Origin of the sequence: Streptomyces sp. NPDC004126 (assembly GCF_050275515.1) — a bacterium.
In the GTDB taxonomy this organism is placed as follows: domain Bacteria; phylum Actinomycetota; class Actinomycetes; order Streptomycetales; family Streptomycetaceae; genus Streptomyces.
Genome location: NZ_JBNNPF010000079.1, coordinates 1 through 25,604, shown reverse-complemented (window position 1 = coordinate 25,604; position 25,604 = coordinate 1). Strand labels below are relative to the sequence as shown.

Here is a 25,604-nt window from a genome sequence, read left to right as displayed (position 1 = left end):
GGGCGTCCGTCCTACCCGCGTCGTGACGACGAGCGCGGCGGGTTCCGTGGCGGTCGTGACGACCGTGGCGGCGACCGCCCCTCCTTCCCGCGTCGCGATGACCGTGGTGGGGACCGTCCGTCGTACCCCCGTCGTGACGACGACCGGGGCGGCTTCCGTGGCGGTCGTGACGACCGTGGCGGCGACCGCCCCTCGTACCCGCGCCGTGACGACCGCGGTGGCGACCGCGGCGGTTTCCGCCGCGACGACCGGGGCGACCGTGGTGGGTACCGTGGTGGCCGTGATGACCGCGGTGGCGACCGTGGCGGCTTCCGCCGTGACGACCGCGGTGACCGCGACTTCCGCTCCGACCGCGACCCGGTCAAGCGGCTTCCGATCGACGAGGACGTCACCGGCCACGAGATCGACGCCGATGTGCGCCAGGAGCTCCTGAGCCTGCCCAAGGGGCTGGCCGAGGAGGTCTCGCGCAACCTGGTCATGGTCGCCCGGCTGATCGACGAGGACCCCGAGCAGGCGTACGCGTACTCCCGCATCGCCCTGCGGCTGGCCTCCCGCGTCGCCGCCGTGCGCGAGGCCGCCGGCTTCGCCGCGTACGCGACGCAGAAGTACAGCGAGGCGCTCGCCGAGTTCCGTGCCGCCAAGCGGATGACCGGTTCCGTCGAGCTGTGGCCCGTCATGGCCGACTGCGAGCGCGGCCTCGGCCGTCCGGAGCGGGCCCTGGCGATGGCCGGCGAGCCCGAGGTGCAGAAGCTGGACAAGGCCGGCCAGGTCGAGATGCGTCTCGTCGCGGCCGGTGCCCGCCGGGACATGGGCGAGCTCGACGCCGCCATCGTGACCCTGCAGAGCCCCGAGCTGGCCTCCAGCGCCGTGCAGCCGTGGACCGCGCGCCTGCGGTACGCCTACGCCGACGCCCTGCTCGCGGCCGGCCGCGAGGACGAGGCCCGCGAGTGGTTCGCCAAGACCCTCGAGGCCGACAAGGACGGCGCGACCAACGCCTCCGACCGGCTCGCCGAGATCGACGGCGTGGAGTTCGTGGACGCCGCCGCGGCCGACGCGGACCTCGACGACGACGCCGACCTCGCAGACGAAGAGGACGACGACCAGGACCCGGCCGAGGTGGCCGCCGCCGAGCGCGCCGCCGACCAGGCCGAGTACTACGACGAGGACGACGAGGAGTACGAGCCCGCCGACGACGCCGACGTCGACCTGACGGACGAGCTCGTGGTCGTGGAGGACGAAGAGCGCGGCAAGGCGTAACCGCGGCGCTCGGAAGACGAGAAGAAGGGCGGCACCCCCTCGGGGGTGCCGCCCTTCCGTCGTTTCCGGCCGGTGTGCCCGGCGGGGCCGTCAGTCCAGGCTGCGCAGGACCAGGCCGGTGGCCGGCTTCGGGCCGAACGAGGTGGACTTGCGGGGCATCGTGACGCCCTGCCGGGCCAGGTCCCGGACGACCTCCTCCCGTACGGGGTGCAGCAGGACCGCGGTGCCGCCGTGCCGCTCGGCCATCGCGACCGTCGCGGCGGCGTCGTGGATGTACGAGATGTGCTCGGGGGCGTCCGGGATCTGCCACAGGGCGTCGAGCAGGGAAGCGTGCAGCACGGTCGCGTCCAGCCGGCGCCACGCCTCGGGCCGGTCCTGCCGGACGGTGCGCTCGATGAGGGCCGGATCCGGGTCGGTGACCAGGTGGTAGGAGCCGTCGCCGGTGAGGAGGAAGGCGTTGCCGCGCTCCGAGGCGTCCGCGAGGGCCTCCAGGGCCAGCGGCAGCGGGCCTTCGACGGGGCGGACCCGGAAGGAGCCCTCGACCTTGGCCAGTGCCTCGGCGAGGGGGAGCCGGCGCAGCATCCGGTGGATGGCCCGGACCTGGAGCGGGTAGCGGACGGTGTCGACGAGGAGGACCAGGCCGAAGTCCCAGGGGGTGGCGGGGCCGTGCTCCTCCTGGAGGCGCAGGTACGTCGCCCAGCGGTGGTGGCCGTCGGCGATGAGGGCCTGGCGGTGGGCGAGGTCGGCGGTGACGACGGCCAGTTCGTCCGGGTCCGTGATGGCCCAGAGGCTGTGGCGGAAGCCGTCCTCGGTGACGGTGGACAGCAGCGGCTGGCGCGCGGCGGTGTCCTCCACGACGCCGGCCGCTCCGGTGCCGGGGCCGTCACCGCGGTAGGTGAGGAGGAGGGGCTCCAGGTTGGCCGAAGTGGCGCGCATCAGACCGGCGCGGTCGGTGACCACGTCCGGCATGACGTCCTCGTGGGGGAGGACCACGCCCGCCTCGGCGGGGGAGAGGGCCAGGGCGCCGATGACGCCCCGCTGGAGGAGGCCGGGCTTGCGCTGCTCGTAGACGTACAGCGCGGGCCGCGGGTCGGCGCTGAGGACGCCGTCGGCGAGCCAGTCGCGCAGGGTGCGGGCGGCCTGCTCGTTGCGCGCGGCCGGGGTCTCCGCCTGCGGCAGGATCAGCCGGACGATGTTGTGCGGGTCGGCGGATTCGAGGTAGTCGACTCCGTCGGGGCGTACGACCACGTCGTACGGCGGCGAGGTCACTGCCGCCAGGCTGCCGACGCGCTCCGGGACGTACCTCAGTCCGTGGAAGGGGATCAGGCGCAGCCCGTGCTCCGCGTTGCCAGGTGTGGTCATTGGTGCATGGTAAGACGCGTCTCGCGATGCGGGATGATCGGGGGAGTCACGGGGTAGCGCAAACTCGGACAAGATCGATCTTAAGAATCCCGATGTCTTGAGCGTCGTCGGAACGGTTCAGGAGGAGTGGCCAGATGACCCGGCAGAGCAGGACCGGCCCCGCGGGCAGTGAGCGGAGTCTGCACCAGGCGTACGACACGGCGCTGCTGGACCTGGACGGGGTGGTGTACGCGGGCGGGCACGCCATCGCGCACGCGGTGGAGTCCCTCGCCGTGGCCCGGGAGGGCGGGATGCACCTGGCGTACGTCACCAACAACGCGCTGCGGACCCCGGACGCGGTCGCGGAGCACCTGACCGAGCTGGGGATCCCCACCGAGGCGGGCGAGGTGATCACCTCGGCGCAGGCGGTGGCCCGGCTGATCGCGGAGCAGGTGGAGCCGGGGTCGAAGGTGCTGGTGATCGGCGGCGAGGGGCTGCGGGTCGCGCTGCGCGAGCGCGGGCTGGTGCCGGTGGAGTCCGCCGACGAGGAGGGTCTCGCGGCGGTGGTGCAGGGGTACGGCGGCCCGGACCTGGCGTGGGGGCGGTTCGCGGAGGCCGCGTACGCGGTCAACCGCGGGGTGCCGTGGTTCGCGTCGAACACCGACCTGACGATTCCGGGCGCGCGCGGCATCGCGCCGGGCAACGGGGCGGCCGTGGAGGTCGTACGGATCGCCACGGGCGCGGAGCCGCAGGTGGCGGGGAAGCCGCTGCCCCCGATGCACCGGGAGACGGTGCTGAGGACCGGGGCGGAGCGGCCGCTGGTGGTGGGGGACCGGCTGGACACCGACATCGAGGGCGCGTTCAACGGGGACGTGGACTCGCTGCTGGTGCTGACCGGGGTGACGGACGCGGTGCAGCTGCTGCGGGCCGAGCCGAGGCACCGGCCGACCTATGTGGACCGGGACCTGCGGGGGCTGCTGACCGGGCAGCCGGAGGTGCTGGAGCAGGCGGGCGGCTGGCGGTGCGGCGGCTGGACCGCGGTGCACGCGGACGGCGGTCTGGACGTGGAGCCGGCGGGCGGTGCCGGCGGTCCGGGCGATCCGGTTGACGGGTTGCGGGCGCTGTGTGCGGCGGCCTGGTCGCGGGCCGGGGACGGGGTGTACGCGGACGACGTGGAGAAGGCCCTGGCGAAGCTGGGGTTCTGAGCTCCGCGGGCCCGGCGGGGCTCGGCCGTTCGGGTGATCGGAAAAGGCGCAGGGTAGGCTAACCTAACCTTCGTGTTGGCTGAGAGTCCCCCCGAAACCGAGCAGAACGCGGCACCGCTGCCGCCCGCGGCCCGCCCGCGGCACGCGGCGCGCGCGGCCGGTCTGCTGATCGCCCTCGCCGTGCTGGCCCTGGTCGCGGTGGCGAGCATCGCCGTGGGCGCCAAGCAGATGCCGCTCGACGAGGTCTGGCACGGCCTGTTCCACTACTCCGGCACCACCAACGACGTGGTCGTGCGGGACCTGCGGGTCCCGCGCACCGTCCTCGGGCTGATGGTCGGGCTCGGACTGGGCCTGTCCGGCGCGGTGATGCAGGCGCTGACCCGCAACCCGCTGGCCGAGCCCGGCATCCTCGGGGTGAACGCGGGTGCCGCGGCGGCCGTCGTCTCGGCCATCAGCTTCTTCGGGGCCGCCACGCTGAACGAGTTCATCTGGTGGGCCTTCCTCGGCGCCGCGGCCGTCTCGGTCGTCGTCTACGTGCTCGGCGGCAGCCGCAGCGCGACCCCGGTGCGGCTGGCGCTCGCCGGTACGGCGGCCAGTGCGGCCCTCGTCGGCTACATCAACGCCGTGCAGCTGATGGACACCAAGGCGCTGGACAAGCTGCGCTTCTGGACGGTGGGTTCGCTGGCCTCGGCCAACATGGACACCGTCAAGCAGGTGGCCCCCTTCCTGCTGCTCGGCGCCGTGCTCGCGCTGACGCTGGGCCGGCCCCTCAACGCGATGGCGATGGGCGACGACACCGCGCGGGCGCTCGGCGCGAACCTGACGCGGACCCGGATCCTGGCGATGGCGGCCATCACCCTGCTCTGCGGGGCCGCGACGGCCGCGTGCGGGCCGATCATCTTCATCGGGCTGATGATCCCGCACCTGGCCCGCCTGGTGACCGGACCCGACATGCGCTGGGTGCTCGCGTACTCGGCCGTCCTGTCGCCCGTGCTGCTGCTCGGCGCCGACGTGATCGGACGGGTCGTCACGCGGCCGTCCGAGCTGCAGGTCGGCATCGTCACGGCGCTCATCGGCGGCCCCGTCTTCATCTACCTGGTTCGGCGCAAGAGGATGGCCCAGCTGTGACCGCGACCCCCGCCGCCCCGAGCCCGGCCGCACCGAAGCCCGCCGCCCCCGTGGGCAGGCTCCGGGCCCTGCACGGACCCGGCGGCACCTCGCTGCGGGTCGAGCCGCGCGCGCTGGCGACCGGCCTGCTGCTGGCCGCGGCGACCCTGGTGCTGGCCGTCGTGCTGATCGGCACCGGCGACTTCGAGATCGCGCCCTGGGACGTCGTACAGACCCTGCTGGGCAACGGGACGCCGGCCGACGACTTCATCGTCAACGACCTGCGGCTGCCGCGGGTCCTGGTCGCGGTGCTGGTGGGCACGGCCCTCGGGATGTCCGGGGCGGTCTTCCAGTCCGTCTCCCGCAATCCGCTCGGCTCCCCGGACATGCTCGGCTTCGGGTACGGATCGGCCGTCGGCGCGCTCGTCGTCATCGTCCTGTTCAAGGGCGGCGCCACCGAGGTCGCGCTGGGCGCCGTCATCGGCGGTCTGCTGACCGGCGCGGTCATCTACCTCCTCGCGTACAAGCAGGGCATCCACGGCTACCGGCTGGTGCTCGTCGGCATCGGGGCGTCCGCCGTCCTGGTGGCGCTCATCCAGTACCTGATCGCCAGGGCGCAGATCGTCGAGGCCACCCGGGCGATGGTGTGGCTGACCGGTTCGCTGGCCGGGCGGGACTGGGCGCAGGTGTGGCCGCTGCTGGCGGTCTGCGCCGTGCTGTTCCCGCTGGTCCTCGGGCAGGGCCGGGCGCTGCGGATGATCGAGATGGGCGACGACGCCGCGTACGCGCTGGGCGTGCCCGTGGAGCGGACCCGGATGCTGCTGATGCTGGCGGCGGTCGTGCTGACCACCGCGGCGGCCGCCGCGGCCGGCCCCATCAGCTTCGTCGCGCTGGCCGCGCCGCAGCTGGCCCGGCGGCTGTCGCGGTCGCCCGGGTCGAACATGCTGACCGGTGCGCTGATGGGGGCCGTGCTGCTGCTGGGCTCGGACCTGGCCTCGCAACGGGCCTTCGGCTCCGACCAGCTGCCGGTGGGCGTGGTCACGGGGCTGGTCGGCGGTGTCTACCTGCTCTGGCTGCTCGTCACCGAGCGCAAGGCGGGACGTATATGAACAAGCAGGTCGAAACGAGGAGTGGGCAAGTGCAGAGGCTGAGCGCGGAGAACGTCACCCTCGGCTACGACCAGCGGGTCATCGCGGAGAACCTGTCGGTGGAGATCCCCGACAACTCCTTCACGGTGATCGTGGGCCCCAACGCCTGCGGCAAGTCCACGCTGCTGCGGGCCCTGTCGCGGATGCTGAAGCCGGCCGCCGGGCGGGTGCTGCTCGACGGGCAGGCGATCTCCTCCCTGCCGGCGAAGAAGGTCGCGAAGACGCTGGGCCTGCTCCCGCAGTCCTCGGTCGCCCCGGACGGCATCACCGTCGCCGACCTGGTCTCGCGCGGCCGCTACCCGCACCAGGGGCTGCTGCGCCAGTGGTCGGCGGAGGACGAGCGGATCGTCGTCGAGTCGATGACCTCGACCGGCGTCGCCGAGCTCGCCGACCGGGCCGTGGACGAGCTGTCGGGCGGCCAGCGCCAGCGCGTGTGGATCGCGATGGCCCTGGCCCAGCAGACGCCGCTGCTGCTGCTGGACGAGCCGACGACCTACCTGGACATCCAGCACCAGCTGGACGTGCTCGACCTGTGTGCGGAGCTCCACGAGACCCAGGGCCGGACCCTGGTCGCGGTGCTGCACGACCTCAACCACGCGGCGCGCTACGCCACGCACCTGATCGCCCTGCGCGGGGGCGTGGTCGTCGCCGAGGGCCCGCCGGCCGAGGTGGTCACCGCCGAACTGGTGGAGAAGGTGTTCTCGGTGCGCTGCCAGGTCATCGACGACCCGGAGACCGGTACCCCGCTGGTGGTCCCGGCCGCCCGCCAGGCCCGCGCGAAGGCCGCCGTCTGAGGCCCACCCCGGCCGGGGGCCCGCCCCCGCACCCGCCGGACGGAGTCTCCCCCGGCTACCGCTGGGAGGTGCCCCCAGCGCAGCGCCGCGAAGCCGGGGAGGCCGCCTGCGGCCGAGCCGCGCGAGCGGCGCGTCAAGGAGGCTAGAGCAGGCTCTTGAGGCGGAGCAGGTCGCGGAAGCCGGCCTCCAGGCGGACCCGGCCCGAGGCCCAGGCCTTGGCGAACTTCAGCTCGCCGGCGACCATCGCGACCAGGTCGTCGCCGGTCATCGCCAGCCGGATCTCGGCCTTGGACCGGGGAGGTCCGGGCATGACGCCGTCCACCCGGATCCGGCCGCCCGCCAGGCGGCCGGAGAAGGTCTCGTCGAGGTCCGTGATGTGGCAGCTCAGGGAGCGGTCGAGGGCGGCGGCGCCGCGGACGTCGCCGTCCGCCGCGGCCAGGTTGTCGGAGAGTCGGTCGAGTGCCGTGCGGCACTCCTGGATCGTAGCCATGGTGATCACGACCGTACCGCAGAGCCGCGGGTGGTGACGGCCGCGCTTCGGGGTAGCGTCGTGGCATGACCGACGCACAGTCCGGGAGCGTTCCGGACGCTCCCCGGGAGCCCGCGGCCCCCGAGGCCCCCGCCGCCGAGCCGGCGGCCGGGCCCGCTCCGCTGGGCCTCGTACGCACCCCCACCGGCCACGCCGCGGTGGACGCGCACCTGGAGCGGCTGGCGGACGCGGACGCCCTGGCGGCGGACGGTCACGTCGAGGTGTACGAGGATGTGCACAGGGGACTGCGCGAGGCGCTGGACGCGCTGGACGCGACGCCCGTCCCCGGACCTTACGAAAACAGGAGCTGAACCGAACGTGGCAGGAGTGGCACGCCGCCGCCTGGACGCCGAACTGGTACGCCGCAGCATGGCCCGCTCGCGCGAGCACGCGGCCCAGCTGATCGCCGCGGGCCGGGTCACCGTGGGCGGTACCACCGCCACCAAGCCGGCCACCCAGGTCGAGACCAGCGCGGCGCTCGTCGTCCTCAAGGACGACAGCGACCCCGACTACGTCTCCCGGGGCGGCCACAAGCTGGCCGGCGCGCTCGCGGCGTTCCGGCCGCGGGGGCTGGTGGTCGAGGGCCGCCGGGCGCTGGACGCGGGCGCCTCGACGGGCGGGTTCACCGACGTGCTGCTGCGCGCGGGCGTGGCCCACGTCGTCGCCGTCGACGTCGGCTACGGGCAGCTGGCCTGGTCGCTGCAGAGCGACGACCGGGTCACCGTCAAGGACCGCACGAACGTGCGCGAGCTGACGCCGGAGCTGATCGACGACGTGCCGGTCGACCTGGTCGTCGGGGACCTGTCCTTCATCTCCATCGGCCTGGTGCTGCCCGCGCTGGTGCGGTGCACGGCGCCGGACGCCGACCTGGTGCTGATGGTGAAGCCGCAGTTCGAGGTGGGCAAGGAGCGCCTGGGCAGCGGGGGCGTGGTGCGCAGCGCCGAGCTGCGGGCCGAGGCCGTGAAGGACGTCGCGGCGCAGGCCTGGAAGCTGGGGCTGGGTGTGCTCGGGGTGACGGCGAGCCCGCTGCCGGGGCCGTCGGGGAACGTCGAGTACTTTCTGTGGCTTCGGGCGGGGGCACCGGCACTCGACCCGGGGGATGTCGATCGTGCAGTGGCGGAGGGGCCGCAGTGACGGATGTGTCAGCAGGTTCAGCAGGTTCAGCACGTCGGGTGGAATCGGAGGGGGCGGCCCCGGGGGAGGCCGTGGAGCACGAGGGGCCGCGGACCGTCTTCCTGGTCGCGCACACCGGCCGGCCCGCGGCGATCCGCAGCGCCGAACTGGTGGTGCAGGGGCTGCTGAAGTCGGGGATCGGGGTGCGGGTCCTGGAGCACGAGGCGCGGGACCTGCCGCTGCCGGCCGAGGTGGAGCTCGTCGCGGAGTGCACGCCCAAGGTGTTCGACGGGTGCGAGCTGCTGATCGTGCTGGGCGGGGACGGGACCCTGCTGCGCGGGGCGGAGTTCGCGCGCGGCTCGGGGGTGCCGATGCTGGGCGTCAACCTGGGCCGGGTGGGGTTCCTCGCCGAGGCCGAGCGCGACGACCTGGACAAGGTCGTGGACCGGGTGGTGAGCCGGTCGTACGAGGTCGAGGAGCGGATGACCCTCGACGTCCTCGTACGGACCAACGGCGACATCGTGCACCGGGACTGGGCGCTGAACGAGGCCGCCGTCCAGAAGGTGTCCGCGGAGCGGATGCTGGAGGTGGTCCTGGAGATCGACGGGCGTCCGGTCACCGGCTTCGGCTGTGACGGGATCGTCTGCGCGACGCCGACGGGTTCCACGGCGTACGCGTTCTCCGCGGGCGGGCCGGTGGTCTGGCCGGAGGTGGAGGCGCTGCTGATGGTGCCGATCAGCGCCCACGCGCTGTTCGCGAAGCCGCTGGTGACCTCGCCGACGTCGGTGCTGGCGGTGGAGGTGCAGAACGGGACCCCGCACGGCGCCCTGTGGTGCGACGGGCGCAGGACGCTGGAGCTGCCCTCCGGGGCGCGGGTGGAGGTGCGCCGGGGGACGGTGCCGGTGCGGCTCGCCCGGCTGCACCACGCGTCGTTCACGGACCGGCTGGTGGCGAAGTTCGCGCTGCCGGTCTCGGGGTGGCGCGGAGCACCGCACTGACGCCGCAATAGCACATCCGTTCGAGAACCTTCGGGCGGGTGAGGTCACATGGCACCCGTGAAACCTCGGTATGGTCGTCCCGTGCTTGAGGAGATGCGGATACGGTCGCTCGGGGTCATCGACGACGCGGTGGTCGAGCTGTCGCCCGGTTTCACCGCGGTGACCGGCGAGACCGGCGCGGGCAAGACGATGGTCGTCACCAGCCTCGGGCTGCTGCTCGGCGGCCGCGCCGACCCGGCCCTCGTACGGATCGGGGCCAAGGCCGCCGTGGTCGAGGGGCGCGTCGTCATGCCCCCGGACGCGCCCGCCGCCGTACGCGCCGAGGAGGCCGGGGCCGAGCTCGACGACGGCGCCCTGCTGATCAGCCGGACCGTGTCCGCCGAGGGGCGCTCCCGCGCCCACGTCGGCGGCCGCTCCGTGCCCGTCGGCCTGCTCTCCGAACTCGCCGACGAACTCGTCGCCGTCCACGGCCAGACCGACCAGCAGGGCCTGCTGCGCCCGGCCCGCCAGCGCCAGGCCCTCGACCGGTACGCCGGCGACGCCGTCGCCGTCCCCCTGGAGAAGTACGCCGGCGCGTACCGTCGGCTGCGCGCCGCCACCGCCGAGCTCGACACCATCACCACCCGCGCCCGCGAACGGGCGCAGGAGGCGGACCTGCTGCGCTTCGGGCTGGACGAGATCGCCGCCGTCGAACCGCTGCCCGGCGAGGACGCCGAGCTCGCGGCCGAGGCCGAACGGCTCGGCCACGCCGAGTCCCTGGCCTCCGCCGCGCAGGCCGCGCACGCGGCGCTGGCCGGCGACGTCGAGGACCCGGAGGGCGTCGACGCCAACACCCTCGTCGCCGGCGCCCACCGCGCCCTGGAGTCCGTACGCTCCCACGACCCGGTGCTCGGCGGGCTCGCCGACCGGATCGGGGAGCTGGGCATCCTGCTCGCCGACGTCGCCGGGGAACTCGCCGGGTACGCCGACGACCTGGACGCCGATCCGCTGCGGCTGGCCGCCGTCGAGGAGCGCCGGGCCGCCCTGACCCAGCTGACCCGCAAGTACGGCGAGTCCGTCGACGCGGTGCTCGACTGGGCCCAGAAGGGCTCGGAACGGCTGCTGGAACTGGACGGCGACGACGAGCGGATCACCGATCTCACCGCCGAACGGGACGCCCTGCGCGAGGAGCTGTCGCTGCTGGCGCAGGCCCTGACGGACGCCCGGACGGAGGCCGCCGAGCGCTTCGCCGCCGCGGTCACCGCCGAGCTGGCCTCCCTGGCCATGCCGCACGCCCGGGTGACCATCGACATCCGCCAGACCGAGGACGCCGACGGCGTCGAGGTCGGCGGGCGGTCCGTCGCCTACGGGCCCACGGGCGCGGACGAGGTCGAACTGCTGCTCGCCCCGCACCCCGGCGCCCAGCCCCGCCCGATCGCCAAGGGCGCCTCCGGCGGTGAGCTGTCCCGGGTCATGCTGGCCGTCGAGGTCGTCTTCGCCGGCACCACCCCCGTGCCCACGTACCTCTTCGACGAGGTCGACGCGGGCGTCGGCGGCAAGGCGGCCGTCGAGATCGGCCGGCGGCTCGCGAAGCTCGCCAAGTCCGCACAGGTCGTCGTCGTCACCCACCTCCCGCAGGTCGCGGCCTTCGCCGACCGCCAGCTGCTGGTGGAGAAGACCGTCGACGGCTCGGTGACCCGCTCCGGCGTGACGGTCCTGGAGGGCGAGGACCGGATCCGAGAACTCTCGCGGATGCTGGCCGGCCAGGAGGACTCCCAGACGGCGCGGGCCCACGCCGAGGAACTGCTGGAGGCGGCGCGCGCGGACGCGTGACGACGGGATCGTTAGCCCGTGTGGGTGAGGCTGGGGGGCGCACTGCGGTATCTCGTACGGGATCCGCACCCGTATGGTCCCGGAACGCGCGTGCGGACTGGCATCCTGGGCGACGTCCCTGATTCCTCACCCTGGAGCTACGGCCCGTGAGCAGCTCCCCGGCCTCCTTCCCGGCCCCCGCACAGCCGTACGGGCGGCCCCCGCTGCGCGCCGTCCAGGTCCTCGGCGGCGCGGGCGCGGGCAGCAGCGCGCACGTGCGGTCCCTGGCGACGGGGCTGGCGGCACGGGGCGTACGGGTCACCGTGTGCGCCCCCGTCGCTGCCGAGGGGGAGTACGACTTCACCGGCGCCGGGGCGGAGTTCACCCCCGACGCGGCGAGCGCCCTGCGGGCCGCCTGCGCCGGCGCCGACGTGGTGCACGCCCACGGGATCCGGGCCGGGATGCGGGCCGCGCTGGCGCTGCGCCGCGGCCTCGGCCGGGGGCGGCGGGTGCCGCTGGTGGTGACCTGGCACGGCAGCGCGCCGGAGCCCGAGGGGCCGCTCGGCCGGCTGAGCCGGCTCCTGGAGCGGCACGTGGCCCGGGCCGCGGCGGTGGTGCTGGGCTCCTCCTCCGACCAGGTCGACCTCGCGCGGCGGCGCGGGGCGCGGGACGCGCGGCTGGCGGCGGTCGCCGTACCGGCCGCGGCGGCGCTGCCCGACGCCGGCAAGACCCGGGCGGAACTCGGCGCGGTGGAACGGCCGCTGATCATCGCGGTCGGCAGCCTGGTGGCGCGGCGCGGGTACTCCGTCCTGCTGGACGCGGCACGGGCGTGGCGGGTGATGGAGCCCCTGCCGCTGCTGGTGATCGCGGGGGAGGGCCCGCTGCGGCCCGAACTGACCCGGCGCATCGAGGAGGAGGGCCTCCCGGTCCGCCTCCTGGGCCGCCGCCGGGACGCCGACCGCCTGCTGGCGGCGGCGGACGTCGCCGTCCTCCCCAGCCGCTGGGAGGGCCGCTCCCTGCTGGCGCAGGAGGCCCTGCGGGCGGGGGTGGCCCTGGTGGCCACCGAGGTCGGCGCGGTCCCGGAACTGGTCGGCGACGCCGCCGTCCTGGTCCCCTACGGCGACTCGGGCGCGCTGGCGGGCGCGGTGGCCGCCCTCCTGGACGACCCGGACCGCCGCGCCGCCCTCGCGGTGGCGGGCCGCGCCCAGGCGGCGACGTGGCCGTCGGAGGACGACACGGTGGCGCAGATCCTCGCGGTCTACGACGAACTGATGGACCGCCGCCCCCTCTCCTGACGCGCCGCGCCCCTCCTTGAGCGGACTCCGTCCGCCGGGCGTGGGGCGGGGCCGGTTCCCGGGTGTGAGTAGAACGCGTACGTGGTGTGCGTGCTGGAGCAGCCGCACCGCGCGTTGAACCGGCGCGACGTCTTCGCGGCCCCCTCGAACCGGTGGGCGGACCCGCGCACCCGGCTGCTGGATGTGCACGGTGGGAGGCGATGCGCCCGGACGTGCTCGCGGGCCCGTCCCTGACCGGGGACGCGACCGAGCACCTTGACCCAGACGCACTGAGGACGGTGACGGGGAGGGTCAGTCCTGACCGGTGTCCCTTCAAGCCATGAGCAGGCGGAGGCCGAGGTCTGCCGTGTCGAGTTGGGTGAGGTCGCTGTTGCGCTCGGCCCACCGGCCGGAGTCGAGGTCGTCGCGGAGGCTTCGCACCGCCCGCTGCTCGGCGTCCGGCCCGACCCTCGTCCACACCGACATCGCACGGCGGACGGGGTCCTCCAGATACGCCCCCGGTCGGCGCCAGTACGCCTCGAACAGGCCGTCAGCGCAGTCCCACGGGATGGGCACCGGCTCAGCGCGGGCGCCGATCGCGTCGGCCATCCCCGCAAGTGAGGGAAATTCTGCAAGGACGGTGGCGAACTCGGGCAGGTAGTCGCGGGTAAGCCAGAACCGGTCCTGCCATCCGGGCTCGTCGGTGTCGAACGTCAGCACCACCACGCGGCGGGCCACGCGCCGCATCTCGCGCAGCCCCGCTATCGGGTCCCCCCAGTGGTGAACTGTGGAGACGGCCATCGCGACGTCGAAGGAGTCGTCCTCGAACGGCAGGCTCTCCGCGGCGGCGGCCACGCACGGCGCAGAGCCGGCAGGCCGCTGACGCCGCATGACTTCCGACGGCTCCACCGCGGTCACCTCGCGATCAGCCGGCTCGTAGGAGCCGGTGCCGGCCCCGATGTTCAGCACCGTCCGCGCGTCCCCGAGCGCGTCCCAGATCTGCGCTGCGATCCGCGGCTCGGTACGCCGCGTCGCCGTGTAGGCGCCGCCGATCGCGTCGTACAGCCGTGCACCGAGCATCCCCAGTTGCTCCTCCGGTGTCACCTTCAGTCCCTTCGCCCGTGCCTCAAGTTCCCTGTCGATGGCCGCCACCATGGCGTCAGCACGATCGCGCCGCTCAAGCAGCAGGCCGCGCAGTCGGCGCAGGTGCGCGACCGCATCGGTGGACGAGTCGTCGACCAGTTCCGCAACCTCCCGCAGACCGAAGCCCAGCCGCCGGTAGGCCAGCACTTCCCGCAGCCGCTCGACATCGCCCGCCGAGTAGGCCCGGTACCCGGCGGCGGTCCGCGCCGACGGACACACGAGGCTGATCTCGTCATAGTGATGCAGCGTCCGGATGCTCACGCCGGCAAGCTCGGCCACGCGCCCCACGTTCCAGTGATCTTCCACGGCAGTGACTATGCAGCCTGACGTCACGTGAGGGTCAAGTGCCGCACTCATAACCCGCAAGAGCCGACGCGGAGGCCGTAGCCGCACGCCGCGTAGCGATCTGTCGCGCTCGGGGGCTCCGCAGGTCGCTCTGTTCGGCCTCTCGTGCGGGTAGTCGCGCACCCGGCCCGGGACCAGGACTCGACGGGCCCGTATGCCCGGTGTGCCGGCCCCCGACCCCTCCTGCATCCCTGACGGGAACCCCCCACCCCCCTCAAGACAAGGGCGCCGCATGCCTTCGGGCCCGTAGCGCGAGGCTGAGGGAGAGGACCGTTTCGGGGTCGTCCAGGTCCGTGCCCAGGAGTTCCGAGATGCGGGCCAGGCGGTTGTACAGGGTCTGGCGGTTCAGGTGGAGTTCGCGCGCGGTTTCGGCCTTGCGGCCCGCGTGGGCCAGGTACGTCTCCAGGGTCGGGAGGAGCGGCGGGCGCGAGGCGGCGTCGTGGACCCGCAGGGCGCCGATCGCGCGGTCCACGAACGCCGCCAGGTCGGGGTGCTCGCGCAGCCGCCACAGCAGCAGGTCGATGTCCAGGCGGCGGGCGTCGTACCAGGGCCGGGCCGGCAGGCCGTGGGCCGCGGTGGCGGTCTCGGCGGCGTGCCGCAGGCCCGAGGAGGCGGCGGCCCAGCCGCCGGCTACGCCGACGACCACGGCCGGCGGGGCGGAGGCCCGGTCGAGGCCGGCCCGTTCGACGCCGGCCCGCAGCGCGGCGGCGACCCGGTCGGCGACGGCCGTGCGTTCCGACTCGGTGCGCAGGGAGACCAGCAGCGGCACCCGGCCCTCGACCGGGCGGACGCCGAGCAGCACGGGTACCCCGACGGATGACAGCTCCTCCAGCACCGCCCGGGCCAGCACCGCCCAGTTCCCCGAGGCCCCCAGCTCCGTGGAGAGCCGCATCACGATCGGCAGCAGCGGTCCCGTCCCCGGCCGGAACCCCAGGACCCGGGCCTGCGCGGGGGCGTCCTCCGCCGAGATCCGGCCCTCCGCCAGGTCCGTGAGGAAGTCGCCCCGGCCGCGCGCGGCCAGCTCCTCCTCCTGCCGCGCCTGCATCAGCACCACCGCCAGGACCCCCGCGGTGCGTTCCGCCGCCATCCGGTGCACCGGCAGCAGGGGTGCCGACACCCCGACCAGGACGACCCGTGCCCGGACCGACCCGGTGCCGTGGCCGCCGCCCGGTACGTCGACGACGACCGCGTTCGCCGACGGCTCGGCCGCGCGCTGGCCGCGCAGCCCCTCCCACACCTGGAGCGGGTCCGCGGCCGCCTCCCCGGCCACCGGTCCGGCCGCGTAGAGGAGTTGGCCGTCCGGGGTCTCCAGGAAGACCGGGTTGCCGGTGAAGTCGGCCAGGATGCGCAGCACCTGCGGGATCCCGCCGCCGCCCAGCAGGGCTTCCGTGCAGCGCCGGTGGACTTCCTCGGCGCGCTGGAGCAGGGCGTAGTGCCCGTTGACGATCTCGGTGTGGACCTCCTCCGTCACCGTCACGAAGGGGACCTCGCGGTGGAGTTGGACGAGCGGCAGCCCGGCGGCCTTGGCCGTCTCGACGATCGTGGCGGGCAGCCTGCTGAAGCGCGGGCCCAGTTCCACGACCAGTGCGGCGATGCCCCGGTCCGCGAGGCGGCGTACGAAGGCGCGCTGCTCGGCCGGCCGGGTGCCCAGCCCGAGACCGGTGGTGAGCAGCAGTTCGCCGCCCTTGAGCAGTGAGGCGATGTTCGGCACCTCGCCGGCGTGCACCCAGCGCACGGTCCGGCCCAGCCGGTCGGCGCAGGCGACGACCTCCGGGAGCCCGCTGCGCAGCCCCGGCAGCTCAAGTGCCCGCTGAACCGTGATTCCGCCCTGGTTGTCCATATCGCGGACGCTACCGGCCGCCCTGTTCCGCGCACATCACCGTGCGGTTACGGAGTCCGATATGCCCCCGTCCGGACTGACAACTCGTCGCCCCTGCAAGGCGATTATCGGACCGCGTGCCGATTGTGGCGTGCGTCACTCGGGTGGAGAGTGTCGGCCCTCGGACAGATCACCCACGAAGACAGAGCAGCAACACCCACCAGGAAGCAGGAACGAGGACTCATGAGCAGAGCCAGCGCCACGCCTCCACCCGCCGCGACCGCCGCCGCACCCCCGGTCCAGCGCCTGAAGGCCAACTCCGTCGGACTCGTCGGCGTCGTCTTCATGGCGGTCGCCACTGCCGCGCCGATCACCGCGATGACCGGCAACCTCCCCATCGCGGTCGGCTTCGGCAACGGCACGGGCGCCCCCGCCGGCTACCTCTTCGCGACCGTCGTCCTCACCGTCTTCGCGGTCGGCTACGTGGCCATGGCCAAGCGGATCACCGCCGCCGGGGCCTTCTACGGGTACATCTCGCACGGCCTCGGACGGATCGCCGGCATGGCCTCCGGGATGCTCGCGGTCCTCGCGTACATCGTCTTCGAGGCCTCCATCGTCGGCGTCTTCTCCTACTTCGCGAAGACCACCGTCCACGACCAGCTCGGCGTGGACCTGCCGTGGATCCTCTACGCGGCCGCCATGATCGCCGTCACCGCCGTCCTCGCCCACTTCGACATCAACCTCACCGCCAAGGCCCTCGGGGTGATGCTCGTCGCCGAGATCGCGGTCCTCTTCGCCGTCGCCACCGCCGTACTGATCGCGGGCGGCGGCCCCGACGGGATCCCCGTCGAACCGGTCAACCCGAAGAACGCCTTCACCGGCGCCTCCGCCGGACTCGGCCTCTTCTTCGCCTTCTGGTCCTGGGTCGGCTTCGAGTCCACCGCGATGTACGGCGAGGAGTCCCGCGACCCCAAGCGGGTCATCCCCAAGGCCACCATCATCTCCGTCGTCGGAGTGGGCCTCTTCTACATATACGTCTCCTGGATGACGATCGCCGGCAACGGCCTCTCCAAGTCCGTGGAGCTCTCCGCCTCCACGAACCCCCTCGACCTCTTCTTCGCCCCCACCCACACCTTCATCGGCGCCTGGGCCGTCGACGCCTTCCAGTGGCTGCTGCTCACCGGCTCCTTCGCCTGCGGGATGGCCTTCCACCAGTGCGCCGCCCGGTACCTCTACGCGATCGGCCGCGAGGGCTTCCTGCACCCGGCCCTCGGCCGTACGCACGCCGAGCACGGGTCCCCGTACGTCTCCTCCATGGTGCAGACGGCCATCGCCACCGGCCTGGTCGGGCTGTTCTGGCTGACCGGGCAGGACCCGTACATCCACCTGTACACGCTGCTCGCGATCCTCGGCACGATGGCGATCCTCATCGTCCAGACCCTCTGCTCCTTCGCGGTGATCGGCTACTTCCGCAAGAACCACCCCGAGGACCGGCACTGGTTCCGCACCTTCACGGCCCCGCTGGCCGGAGGGGTCGCGATGGCCGCCGTGGTGGTCCTGCTGCTGGTCAACATGAGGACGGCGGCCGGGCTCGCCGCCGACTCGTTCTTCTTCACGCTGATCCCGTGGATCGTCGGGGTCGTCTTCTTCGGCGGGCTCGGACTGGGCCTCTGGCTGAAGTTCAAGGCCCCCGCCCGCTACGAGGTCATCGGCCGGGTCGTCCTGGAGGACTCCGCCGAACGCACCGAAGAGCCCGCCCCCACCAGCCCCACCAGCCCGACCAACCCCACCACCCCCTCCACCTCCGCGAACGCCTAGAGGAGCCACCGCCATGGCCCGTACGCCACTGATGAACGCGCTCCAGCGGCTCGCCGCCGAACACGCCGCCGCCCGCCGGCTGCGCCTGCCCGTCGCCGAGGTACGCGGCTCCACCCGCCGCGAACTCCTCTCCAGAGCCGCCGCGCTCGGCCTCGGCACCGCCCTCGCCTCCACCGCGACGGCCGCCACCGCCACCGCGTACGCCGCGGACACCGCCCCCGCCAAGCAGCCCGCGGCCCCGGCCCGCGTCGCCGTCGTCGGCGCCGGGATCTCCGGCCTCACCGCCGCGCTCACCCTCCAGGACGCGGGGATCCCCTGCACCCTCTACGAGGCCAACCCGGCCCGCGTCGGCGGCCGCATGTGGACCCAGCGCGGCCACTGGGCGTACGGCCAGACCTCCGAGATCGGCGGCGAGCTGATCGACACCAGCCACAAGAAGATCCTGGAACTGTGCCGCCGCTTCGACCTGCCCGTCGAGGACTTCCTCGGCGGCGGCCCGAACGGCGCCGAGGAAGTCCTGTGGTTCAACGGCGGCTACTACTCCCGCACCCAGGCCGACGAGGACTTCAAGGCCGTCTACCAGGCCCTGCGCCGCGACCTCCAGGAAGCCGGCGAGGTCAGCTGGAACAGCTCCACCCCCGCCGGGACCGCCCTGGACGACATGACCCTGTACGAGTGGATCGAGACCCGGATCCCGGGCGGCCACGGTTCGCGGCTCGGCCGGTTCATCGACGTGGCGTACAACGTCGAGTACGGGGCCGACACCGACCGGCAGTCCGCCCTCGCCCTCGTCCTGCTGATGGGCTACCAGCCCAACCCCGGCAACTTCAACGTCTGGGGCCTGTCCAACGAGCGCTACCACATCACCGGCGGCAACGACCGGCTGCCGAACGCCATCGCCGCCGCCCTTGCCCCCGGCACGGTCGTCATGGGCCGCGCGCTGCTCGCCGTACGCGCCAACGCCGACGGCACCCAGACCCTCACCTTCGACGACTCCGGCGCCACCCGCACCGCCGTCGCCGACCACACGGTCCTGTGCCTGCCGCTTCCGGTGCTCCAGCGCATCGACACCTCCCAGGCGGGCTTCGACCCGTTGATGAAGAACCTCCTGCGGGACGCCCGAATGGGCTACTGCACCAAGCTCAACATGCAGTTCACCAGCCGCCCCTGGCGCGGCACCGGCCCCTGGCCGGGGGTGTCGGCCGGCGACTGCTTCACCGACCTGGACGTCCAGCAGACCTGGGACACCACCAAGGTCCAGCCGGGCAACGGCGGCATCCTGCTCCAGTACGGCGGCGGCAGCCTCGCCGGCTCCCTCACCCCCGCGAGCCCCTTCGCCACCGATTCCGACCCCTACGTACGGGCCCTCGCGGGCCGGATGCTCACCGGCATCGACTCCTTCTACCCCGGGACCAAGGCGGCCTGGACCGGCCGTGCCCAGCTCTCCGCCTGGCACCGCAACCCCTACTCGCTGGGCGCCTACTCGTACTGGCCGACCGGCTACCTGCACCGCTACGCCAAGTACGAGGGCACCGCGCAGGGCCGGGTCCACATCGGCGGCGAGCACTGCAGCTACGACTTCCAGGGCTTCATGGAGGGCGGCGCCACCGAGGGCGAACGTGCCGCCCGCGAGGTGATCGCCGCCCTCACCTGACACCCTCACCCGGCACCCGGGCAGGGGTGCCTCACCGGGCCGTCTCACAAAGGCTTGATGTTGTGGTTGAACCGGAAGACGTTGTCCGGGTCGTGACGCCGCTTCAGCTCGCCCAGGCGCCGCATGTTCTCGGCACCCATGCCGGCGACCACCCGGTCGGCGCCCTCGTCGCCGGTGAAGTTCAGGTACACCGCACCGGTGCTCCACGGCCGGGCGTCGGCGCGGACCTCCCTGACCCACTCCCGGACCCGGTCGTCGTCGGCCGGGTCCTCCCACATCCCGAACGGGTGCACCGCCCAGGGCGCGTCGCGGTAGGGGACCGGGTAGTCGGCCGGGCCGGAGGCGATGGCCCCGCCCTGCGGGAACAGGACGTGCTGGGTGCCCGACGGCACCGGCATGGAGTCGGCCCGCGCGCAGAACAGGTCCACGTACGCGTCCGGCGCCCCGGTCAGGTACTCCGCCGACCAGTAGTTCCGCAGCCCCGGAGGGTCGTCGATCATGCACTGGAGGTCGGCGTACGGGATGGGCGTGACCATCTCCACCTCGTGCGGGATCGCCAGCAGCGGCTCCGCCAGCTCGCGCAGCCCGTCCTCGGGGCCCGCGTACGTCAGCAGCACGCCCGCCACCAGCAGCCCCACCAGGTGCGGCGGGACGAACTCCTCGGGCGGGGCCGTCATGTAGATCGCACCGCCGCCCACCTCCGGCGGACCCGCCTCGACGACGTCCCGGAAGGTGCGCACCACCTCCGCCCCGCGCTCCGGCAGGTACAGCAGGAACGCGATCGACATCTCGGGCAGCTCGTGGAGCCGCAGCGTCAGCGAGGTCGCGATGCCGAAGTTCCCGCCGCCGCCGTGCAGCGCCCAGAACAGGTCCGGGTGGTCCTCCGCGGTGACGTGCAGCAGTTCGCCGTCGGCGGTGACCAGGTCCACGCCCAGCAGGTTGTCCACCGCCAGGCCGAACTTCCGGTCCAGCCAGCCCGTGCCCCCGCCCAGGACGAAGCCGCCCACGCCGGTGGTGGAGGCCCGGCCCCCGGTGGTCGCCAGCCCGTACGGCTCACAGGCCCGGTCCAGGTGGCTCATCACGGCCCCGCCCCCGATGTGCGCGGCCCGCGCCGCCGGGTGGACGGTCACCGCGTGCATCCGGCGCAGGTCCACGACCAGGCCGCCGTCGTTCAGGGACATCCCCGCCACGCTGTGCCCGCCGCCGCGCACCGCGATCGGCAGGTCCAGCTCCCGGGCGAAGCGCACCGCCGTCACCACGTCCGACGCGCCCTCGCACTGGGCGATCACCGCGGGCCGGCGGTCGATCATCGCGTTGAACAGGGTCCGGGCCTCGTCGTACCCCGGGTCGTCCGGGGCGAAGACGTCGCCGGCCAGATCCTCGCGGAGCACGGCGAGGGCCGCGCCCGCCTTCGAGAGGGGCGCCATGGCCACCCCCCTTTCCCGTGGAGGGCAAAGGACCCTTACAGGCTAGGCGGGCGGCCGAGTCCCCGCGCGTCAGCCGCCGTAGGCCCCGCTCGCCGTCAGCCGCAGCGCCGTGTCGATCAGCGGAACGTGGCTGAAGGCCTGCGGGAAGTTCCCCACCTGGCGCTCGTGCTTGGAGTCCCATTCCTCCGCCAGCAGCCCCAGGTCGTTGCGGAGGGCCAGCAGCTTCTCGAAGAGCCGGCGCGCCTCGTCGACGCGGCCGATCATCGCGAGGTCGTCGGCCATCCAGAACGAGCACGCGAGGAAGGCGCCCTCGTCGCCCTCCAGCCCGTCCACCCCGGCCTCCTCGCCGGCCGTCGGGTAGCGCAGGATGAACCCGTCCGGGGTCGACAGCTCGCGCTGGATCGCCTCGATGGTGCCGATGACCCGCTTGTCGTCCGGCGGCAGGAAGCCCATCTGCGGGATCAGCAGCAGGGAGGCGTCCAGCTCCCGGGAGCCGTAGGACTGGGTGAAGGTGTTGCGCTCCGGGTCGTAGCCCTTCTCGCACACGTCGGCGTGGATCGCGTCGCGCATCTCGCGCCAGCGCTCCAGCGGGCCGTCCGCGTCCCCGCTCTCGATCAGCTTGATCGTGCGGTCCACGGCCACCCACGCCATCACCTTCGAGTGCACGAAGTGGCGGCGGGGGCCGCGCACCTCCCAGATGCCCTCGTCCGGCTCCATCCAGTGGGTCTCCAGGTAGCGGATCAGCTTCAGCTGGAGCACGGAGGCGTAGTCGTTGCGGGCCAGGCCCGTCATGTGGCCCAGGTGGAGGGCCTCGGTGACCTCGCCGTACACGTCGAGCTGGAGCTGGTGGGCGGCGCCGTTGCCGACGCGCACGGGCGCGGAGTTCTCGTATCCGGGCAGCCAGTCCAGCTCGGTCTCGCCCAGCTCGCGCTCGCCGGCGATCCCGTACATGATCTGCAGGTTCTCCGGGTCGCCGGCCACCGCGCGCAGCAGCCAGTCCCGCCAGGCGGCGGCCTCGCCCCGGTAGCCGGTGCGCAGCAGCGAGGACAGGGTGATGGCGGCGTCGCGCAGCCACGTGTAGCGGTAGTCCCAGTTGCGGACGCCGCCGATCTCCTCCGGGAGGGAGGTGGTCGGCGCGGCGACGATCCCGCCCGTGGGCGCGTACGTGAGCGCCTTGAGGGTGATCAGCGAGCGGATCACCGCCTCCCGGTAGGGCCCGTGGTACGTACACAGGTCCACCCACTCGCGCCAGAACTCGCTGGTCGCCTCCAGCGCCGCCGCCGCGTCCGGGGTCTCCGGGGCGCCCTTGTGGGAGGGCTGCCAGCTGATCGCGAAGGCCACCCGGTCGCCGGGCCCGACCGTGAAGTCGGAGTACGTCGTCAGGTCCTTGCCGTACGTCTGCGCGTCGGAGTCCAGCCAGACCGAGTCCGGGCCGGCGACGGCGACGGTGCGCCCGTCCACCTTGTGCACCCACGGCACGACCCGCCCGTAGCTGAAGCGCATGCGCAGCGCCGAGCGCATCGGGACGCGCCCGCTGACGCCCTCCACGATGCGGATCAGCTGCGGCGCGTGGTCCTCGCGCGGCGGCATGAAGTCGACGACGCGGACGGTCCCGCGCGGGGTGTCCCACTCCGACTCCAGCACCAGGGAGTCGCCCCGGTAGCGCCGGCGGGCGGCGCGCGGCGGCTCGGCGCCCGCGGGGGCCGCCGGGCCGATGCGCCAGAACCCGTGTTCCTCGGTGCCCAGAAGGCTCGCGAAGACGGCATGGGAGTCGAAGCGTGGCAGACACAACCAGTCCACCGAGCCGTCCCGGCAGACCAGCGCCGCGGTCTGCATGTCCCCGATCAGTGCGTAATCCTCGATGCGCCCGGACACGTTGGTCTCCAGTCGAACGGCCACGTCCGCCCCGAAGGGCGCTTGCAATGCGCTGTCGCGCGGTCTCCTGTGCGCAGGGATCCCCGCGTCGAGTCCTAGATTGCCGGAACCGGCGTTGTTACGCCGTCTGCCGGACTGCTCGGCGGTGATGTGCAGCGGTATCCGAGCAAGTTATGAGCGCACCCTAGTGATCTCCTTAAGTATCGGGACAATGTCACTCGGCCAAACGGGTGACCTGCGGGAACGGCCGGCCGGGGGACCCGCGGGCGGCGCCGCGCAGCGCGCCCGGAGGCGGACCGTCCCGGGCGCTGATAGGCTGGTACCCCGTGGACCGGTGGTCTGCCTGTGCGAATCAGGGGCCCCGAAACCGCAGCTTCGGCACCCCCGGAAACGGGAGAAGTCGCCGGACGCACCTCACCTCGCGACCACGGGAGCCCCCTCTTGGCGATGCCGCCCAAATCCATGACGACCAAGCACATCTTCGTCACCGGGGGTGTCGCTTCGTCCCTCGGCAAGGGCCTGACGGCCTCCAGCCTGGGTGCGCTGCTGAAGGCGCGCGGCCTGCGGGTCACGATGCAGAAGCTCGACCCGTACCTGAACGTCGACCCCGGCACGATGAACCCCTTCCAGCACGGCGAGGTGTTCGTCACCAACGACGGCGCCGAGACCGACCTGGACATCGGCCACTACGAGCGCTTCCTCGACGTCGACCTCGACGGCTCGGCCAACGTCACCACCGGCCAGGTCTACAACACGGTCATCGCCAAGGAGCGCCGCGGCGAGTACCTCGGTGACACCGTGCAGGTCATCCCGCACATCACCAACGAGATCAAGCACCGCATCCGCCGCATGGCGACCGACGACGTCGACGTCGTCATCACCGAGGTGGGCGGCACGGTCGGCGACATCGAGTCGCTGCCGTTCCTGGAGACGGTCCGCCAGGTCCGCCACGAGGTCGGCCGCGACAACGTCTTCGTCGTGCACATCTCGCTGCTGCCCTACATCGGCCCCTCCGGCGAGCTGAAGACCAAGCCCACCCAGCACTCCGTCGCCGCGCTGCGCAACATCGGCATCCAGCCCGACGCGATCGTGCTGCGCGCCGACCGCGACGTCCCCACCTCCATCAAGCGCAAGATCTCGCTGATGTGCGACGTGGACGAGGCGGCTGTGGTCGCGGCGATCGACGCCAAGTCGATCTACGACATCCCCAAGGTGCTGCACACCGAGGGCCTGGACGCGTACGTCGTGCGCAAGCTCGACCTGCCCTTCCGCGACGTCGACTGGACGGTGTGGGAGGACCTGCTGGACCGCGTCCACAACCCCGACCACGAGGTCAAGGTCGCGCTCGTCGGCAAGTACATCGACCTGCCCGACGCCTACCTGTCGGTGACCGAGGCGCTGCGCGCCGGCGGTTTCGCCAACAAGGCCCGCGTCCAGATCAAGTGGGTCACCTCCGACGACTGCAAGACCCCGGCCGGTGCCGCGGCGCAGCTCGGCGACGTGGACGCGATCTGCGTGCCCGGCGGCTTCGGCGACCGCGGTGTCAACGGCAAGGTCGGTGCGATCACCTACGCCCGCGAGAACAAGATCCCGCTGCTGGGCCTGTGCCTGGGCCTGCAGTGCGTGGTCATCGAGGCCGCGCGCAACCTGGCGGGCATCGAGGGCGCGAACTCCACCGAGTTCGACGCCTCGACCCCGCACCCGGTCATCTCGACCATGGAGGAGCAGCTGGCCTTCGTCGAGGGCGCGGGCGACCTGGGCGGCACCATGCGCCTGGGCATGTACACGGCCAAGCTGGCCGAGGGCTCGATCGTGCGCGAGGTCTACGGCGACGCGTACGTCGACGAGCGCCACCGCCACCGCTACGAGGTCAACAACGCCTACCGCGGCGAGCTGGAGAAGAAGGCCGGCCTGGTCTTCTCCGGCACCTCCCCGGACAACAAGCTCGTCGAGTACGTCGAGTACCCGCGCGAGGTCCACCCCTACCTGGTGGCCACGCAGGCGCACCCGGAGCTCCGCTCCCGCCCGACCCGGCCGCACCCGCTCTTCGCGGGCCTGGTCAAGGCCGCGGTGGAGCGCCAGCAGCAGGGCTGACGCGCGGTAGCTGACGCTCGGTAACGTAGACAGCCGGGTACGGATCATCCGTACCCGGCTGTCGCGCGTTGTGGAGGGCACTGGCCATGGGGATCGCCATCAAGGACACGTCGGAGACCTGGGAGACGCTGTCGACCAGCCGCCCCTTCCAGGGGGCCAAGACGGCGGTGGACTCCGACGAGGTGAGGATGCCGGACGGCTCGGTGGCCCGCCGCGACTACCAGGTGCACCCGGGGTCGGTGTGCGTGCTCGCCCTGGACGAGGACGGGCGGGTGCTGGTGATCCGGCAGTACCGCCACCCCGTCCGGCACCGGCTATGGGAGCTGCCCGCCGGGCTGCTGGACGTGCCGGGGGAGAACCCGCTGCACGCGGCGCAGCGCGAGCTGTACGAGGAGGCGCACGTCAAGGCGGGGGACTGGCGGGTGCTGGCCGACTTCTTCGCCTCCCCGGGCGGCTCCGACGAGGCGATCCGGGTCTTCCTCGCGCGGGACGTGGCCGAGGCGGACGGGGAGCGGTACGCGGAGACGGACTCGGAGGAGGCCGACATGCAGACGGCCTGGGTCGCGCGGGAGGACCTCGTACGCGGGATCCTGGCCGGCGAGCTGGGGAACCCGGCGCTGGTCACGGGCGTCCTGGCCCTCACCGCCGCGCTGGCGGGTGCCGGATTGGACGCCCTCCGCCCGGCCGACACCCCTTGGCCGGCCCGGCCGTACGAGGCGTAGCCGGGCCCCTGCGGGGTGCCGGGTGCCCGTCGCGGGGCGGGGCCGCCGCTGCGCGGAGCGGAGGTCCCCTACCCGCCCTTCGCCCGTTCCCCGGGGGCTCCGCCCCCGGACCCCCGCGCCTCAAACGCCCGCGAGGCTATCTATAGCCTC

Annotated in this window: 20 protein-coding genes and 2 pseudogenes; 15 read left to right on the top strand and 7 right to left on the bottom strand. The window is 73.2% G+C overall.

What is annotated here, in order from left to right; genetic code table 11:
* Window positions 1-399 (bottom strand): annotated as a pseudogene (locus ACQKM2_RS38150) (hypothetical protein); the annotation flags it as partial.
* A gap of 15 nt (window positions 400-414) precedes the next feature.
* Between ACQKM2_RS38150 and ACQKM2_RS38145 the strand changes: the two are divergent.
* Window positions 415-1,257 carry a hypothetical protein gene (locus ACQKM2_RS38145; protein ID WP_427718123.1) on the top strand — a complete coding sequence of 281 codons (843 nt, stop codon included), beginning with the start codon at window positions 415-417 and terminating at the stop codon, window positions 1,255-1,257.
* Between the two features lie 90 nt (window positions 1,258-1,347).
* On the opposite strand, the gene ACQKM2_RS38140 is transcribed toward ACQKM2_RS38145, so the two are convergent.
* Window positions 1,348-2,619: a DUF1015 family protein gene (locus tag ACQKM2_RS38140; protein ID WP_427718121.1), complete on the bottom strand. Its 1,272-nt coding sequence runs from the start codon at window positions 2,617-2,619 to the stop codon at window positions 1,348-1,350.
* Window positions 2,620-2,753: 134 nt separating this feature from the next.
* On the opposite strand from ACQKM2_RS38140, the gene ACQKM2_RS38135 reads away from it, so the two are divergent.
* From ACQKM2_RS38135 to ACQKM2_RS38120, 4 genes are all read left to right on the top strand, one after another.
* A complete protein-coding gene (locus tag ACQKM2_RS38135; RefSeq protein WP_427718118.1) occupies window positions 2,754-3,803 on the top strand; it encodes an HAD hydrolase-like protein in 1,050 nt (349 codons plus the stop codon).
* 117 nt (window positions 3,804-3,920) lie between these two features.
* Window positions 3,921-4,931: a FecCD family ABC transporter permease gene (locus ACQKM2_RS38130; RefSeq protein ID WP_427718133.1), complete on the top strand. Its 1,011-nt coding sequence runs from the start codon at window positions 3,921-3,923 to the stop codon at window positions 4,929-4,931.
* On the top strand, window positions 4,928-6,019 hold the full coding sequence (locus ACQKM2_RS38125; protein WP_427718115.1) for a FecCD family ABC transporter permease: 1,092 nt from the start codon (window positions 4,928-4,930) through the stop codon (window positions 6,017-6,019). Before ACQKM2_RS38130 ends, ACQKM2_RS38125 begins: the two co-directional genes overlap by 4 nt.
* Entirely contained in the window at window positions 6,016-6,852 is an 837-nt protein-coding gene (locus ACQKM2_RS38120; protein WP_427718112.1) for an ABC transporter ATP-binding protein, read from the top strand. Before ACQKM2_RS38125 ends, ACQKM2_RS38120 begins: the two co-directional genes overlap by 4 nt.
* Window positions 6,853-6,994: 142 nt before the next feature.
* On the opposite strand, the gene ACQKM2_RS38115 is transcribed toward ACQKM2_RS38120, so the two are convergent.
* Window positions 6,995-7,342 (bottom strand): sterol-binding protein, encoded by a 348-nt coding sequence (locus tag ACQKM2_RS38115; RefSeq protein ID WP_427718109.1) that lies wholly within the window; start codon window positions 7,340-7,342, stop codon window positions 6,995-6,997.
* Between the two features lie 65 nt (window positions 7,343-7,407).
* On the opposite strand from ACQKM2_RS38115, the gene ACQKM2_RS38110 reads away from it, so the two are divergent.
* The 6 genes and pseudogenes from ACQKM2_RS38110 to ACQKM2_RS38085 all read left to right on the top strand — a co-directional run.
* Window positions 7,408-7,692, top strand: a complete 285-nt coding sequence (locus tag ACQKM2_RS38110) for a hypothetical protein (protein ID WP_427718108.1) — start codon at window positions 7,408-7,410, stop codon at window positions 7,690-7,692.
* Between the two features lie 7 nt (window positions 7,693-7,699).
* A complete protein-coding gene (locus tag ACQKM2_RS38105) occupies window positions 7,700-8,515 on the top strand; it encodes a TlyA family RNA methyltransferase (protein WP_427718106.1) in 816 nt (271 codons plus the stop codon).
* A 38-nt stretch (window positions 8,516-8,553) separates the two neighbouring features.
* The gene (locus ACQKM2_RS38100; RefSeq protein ID WP_427718103.1) at window positions 8,554-9,492 is read left to right on the top strand and encodes an NAD kinase; all 939 of its coding nucleotides are present in this window, start codon (window positions 8,554-8,556) and stop codon (window positions 9,490-9,492) included.
* Between the two features lie 93 nt (window positions 9,493-9,585).
* Window positions 9,586-11,304 (top strand): DNA repair protein RecN, encoded by a 1,719-nt coding sequence (recN, locus tag ACQKM2_RS38095; RefSeq protein ID WP_427718130.1) that lies wholly within the window; start codon window positions 9,586-9,588, stop codon window positions 11,302-11,304.
* A gap of 146 nt (window positions 11,305-11,450) precedes the next feature.
* Window positions 11,451-12,578, top strand: coding sequence for a glycosyltransferase family 4 protein (locus ACQKM2_RS38090; protein WP_427718100.1), 1,128 nt, complete (start codon window positions 11,451-11,453; stop codon window positions 12,576-12,578).
* 72 nt (window positions 12,579-12,650) lie between these two features.
* Window positions 12,651-12,835, top strand: a pseudogene (locus tag ACQKM2_RS38085) (hypothetical protein); the annotation flags it as partial.
* A gap of 55 nt (window positions 12,836-12,890) precedes the next feature.
* Here ACQKM2_RS38085 and ACQKM2_RS38080 read toward each other — a convergent pair.
* Both ACQKM2_RS38080 and ACQKM2_RS38075 read right to left on the bottom strand, forming a co-directional pair.
* Entirely contained in the window at window positions 12,891-13,988 is a 1,098-nt protein-coding gene (locus ACQKM2_RS38080; protein WP_427718128.1) for a MerR family transcriptional regulator, read from the bottom strand.
* A 271-nt stretch (window positions 13,989-14,259) separates the two neighbouring features.
* Complete coding sequence (locus ACQKM2_RS38075) at window positions 14,260-15,885, bottom strand: PucR family transcriptional regulator (protein WP_427718097.1); 1,626 nt, start codon at window positions 15,883-15,885, stop codon at window positions 14,260-14,262.
* Between the two features lie 222 nt (window positions 15,886-16,107).
* Between ACQKM2_RS38075 and ACQKM2_RS38070 the strand changes: the two genes are divergently transcribed.
* Together ACQKM2_RS38070 and ACQKM2_RS38065 are read left to right on the top strand one after the other, a co-directional pair.
* Complete coding sequence (locus tag ACQKM2_RS38070; protein WP_427718094.1) at window positions 16,108-17,682, top strand: APC family permease; 1,575 nt, start codon at window positions 16,108-16,110, stop codon at window positions 17,680-17,682.
* A gap of 13 nt (window positions 17,683-17,695) precedes the next feature.
* Complete coding sequence (locus ACQKM2_RS38065; RefSeq protein WP_427718092.1) at window positions 17,696-19,336, top strand: flavin monoamine oxidase family protein; 1,641 nt, start codon at window positions 17,696-17,698, stop codon at window positions 19,334-19,336.
* Window positions 19,337-19,380: 44 nt separating this feature from the next.
* On the opposite strand, the gene ACQKM2_RS38060 is transcribed toward ACQKM2_RS38065, so the two are convergent.
* The gene (locus ACQKM2_RS38060; protein WP_427718090.1) at window positions 19,381-20,763 is read right to left on the bottom strand and encodes an FAD-binding oxidoreductase; all 1,383 of its coding nucleotides are present in this window, start codon (window positions 20,761-20,763) and stop codon (window positions 19,381-19,383) included.
* 69 nt (window positions 20,764-20,832) lie between these two features.
* The gene (locus ACQKM2_RS38055; RefSeq protein ID WP_427718087.1) at window positions 20,833-22,662 is read right to left on the bottom strand and encodes a glycoside hydrolase family 15 protein; all 1,830 of its coding nucleotides are present in this window, start codon (window positions 22,660-22,662) and stop codon (window positions 20,833-20,835) included.
* Window positions 22,663-23,085: 423 nt separating this feature from the next.
* Here ACQKM2_RS38055 and ACQKM2_RS38050 point away from each other — a divergent pair, with 423 nt between their 5' ends.
* A complete protein-coding gene (locus ACQKM2_RS38050; RefSeq protein WP_385770140.1) occupies window positions 23,086-24,732 on the top strand; it encodes a CTP synthase in 1,647 nt (548 codons plus the stop codon).
* Between the two features lie 92 nt (window positions 24,733-24,824).
* Entirely contained in the window at window positions 24,825-25,454 is a 630-nt protein-coding gene (locus ACQKM2_RS38045; protein WP_427718125.1) for an NUDIX domain-containing protein, read from the top strand.
* The last annotated feature ends 150 nt before the right edge of the window (window positions 25,455-25,604 follow it).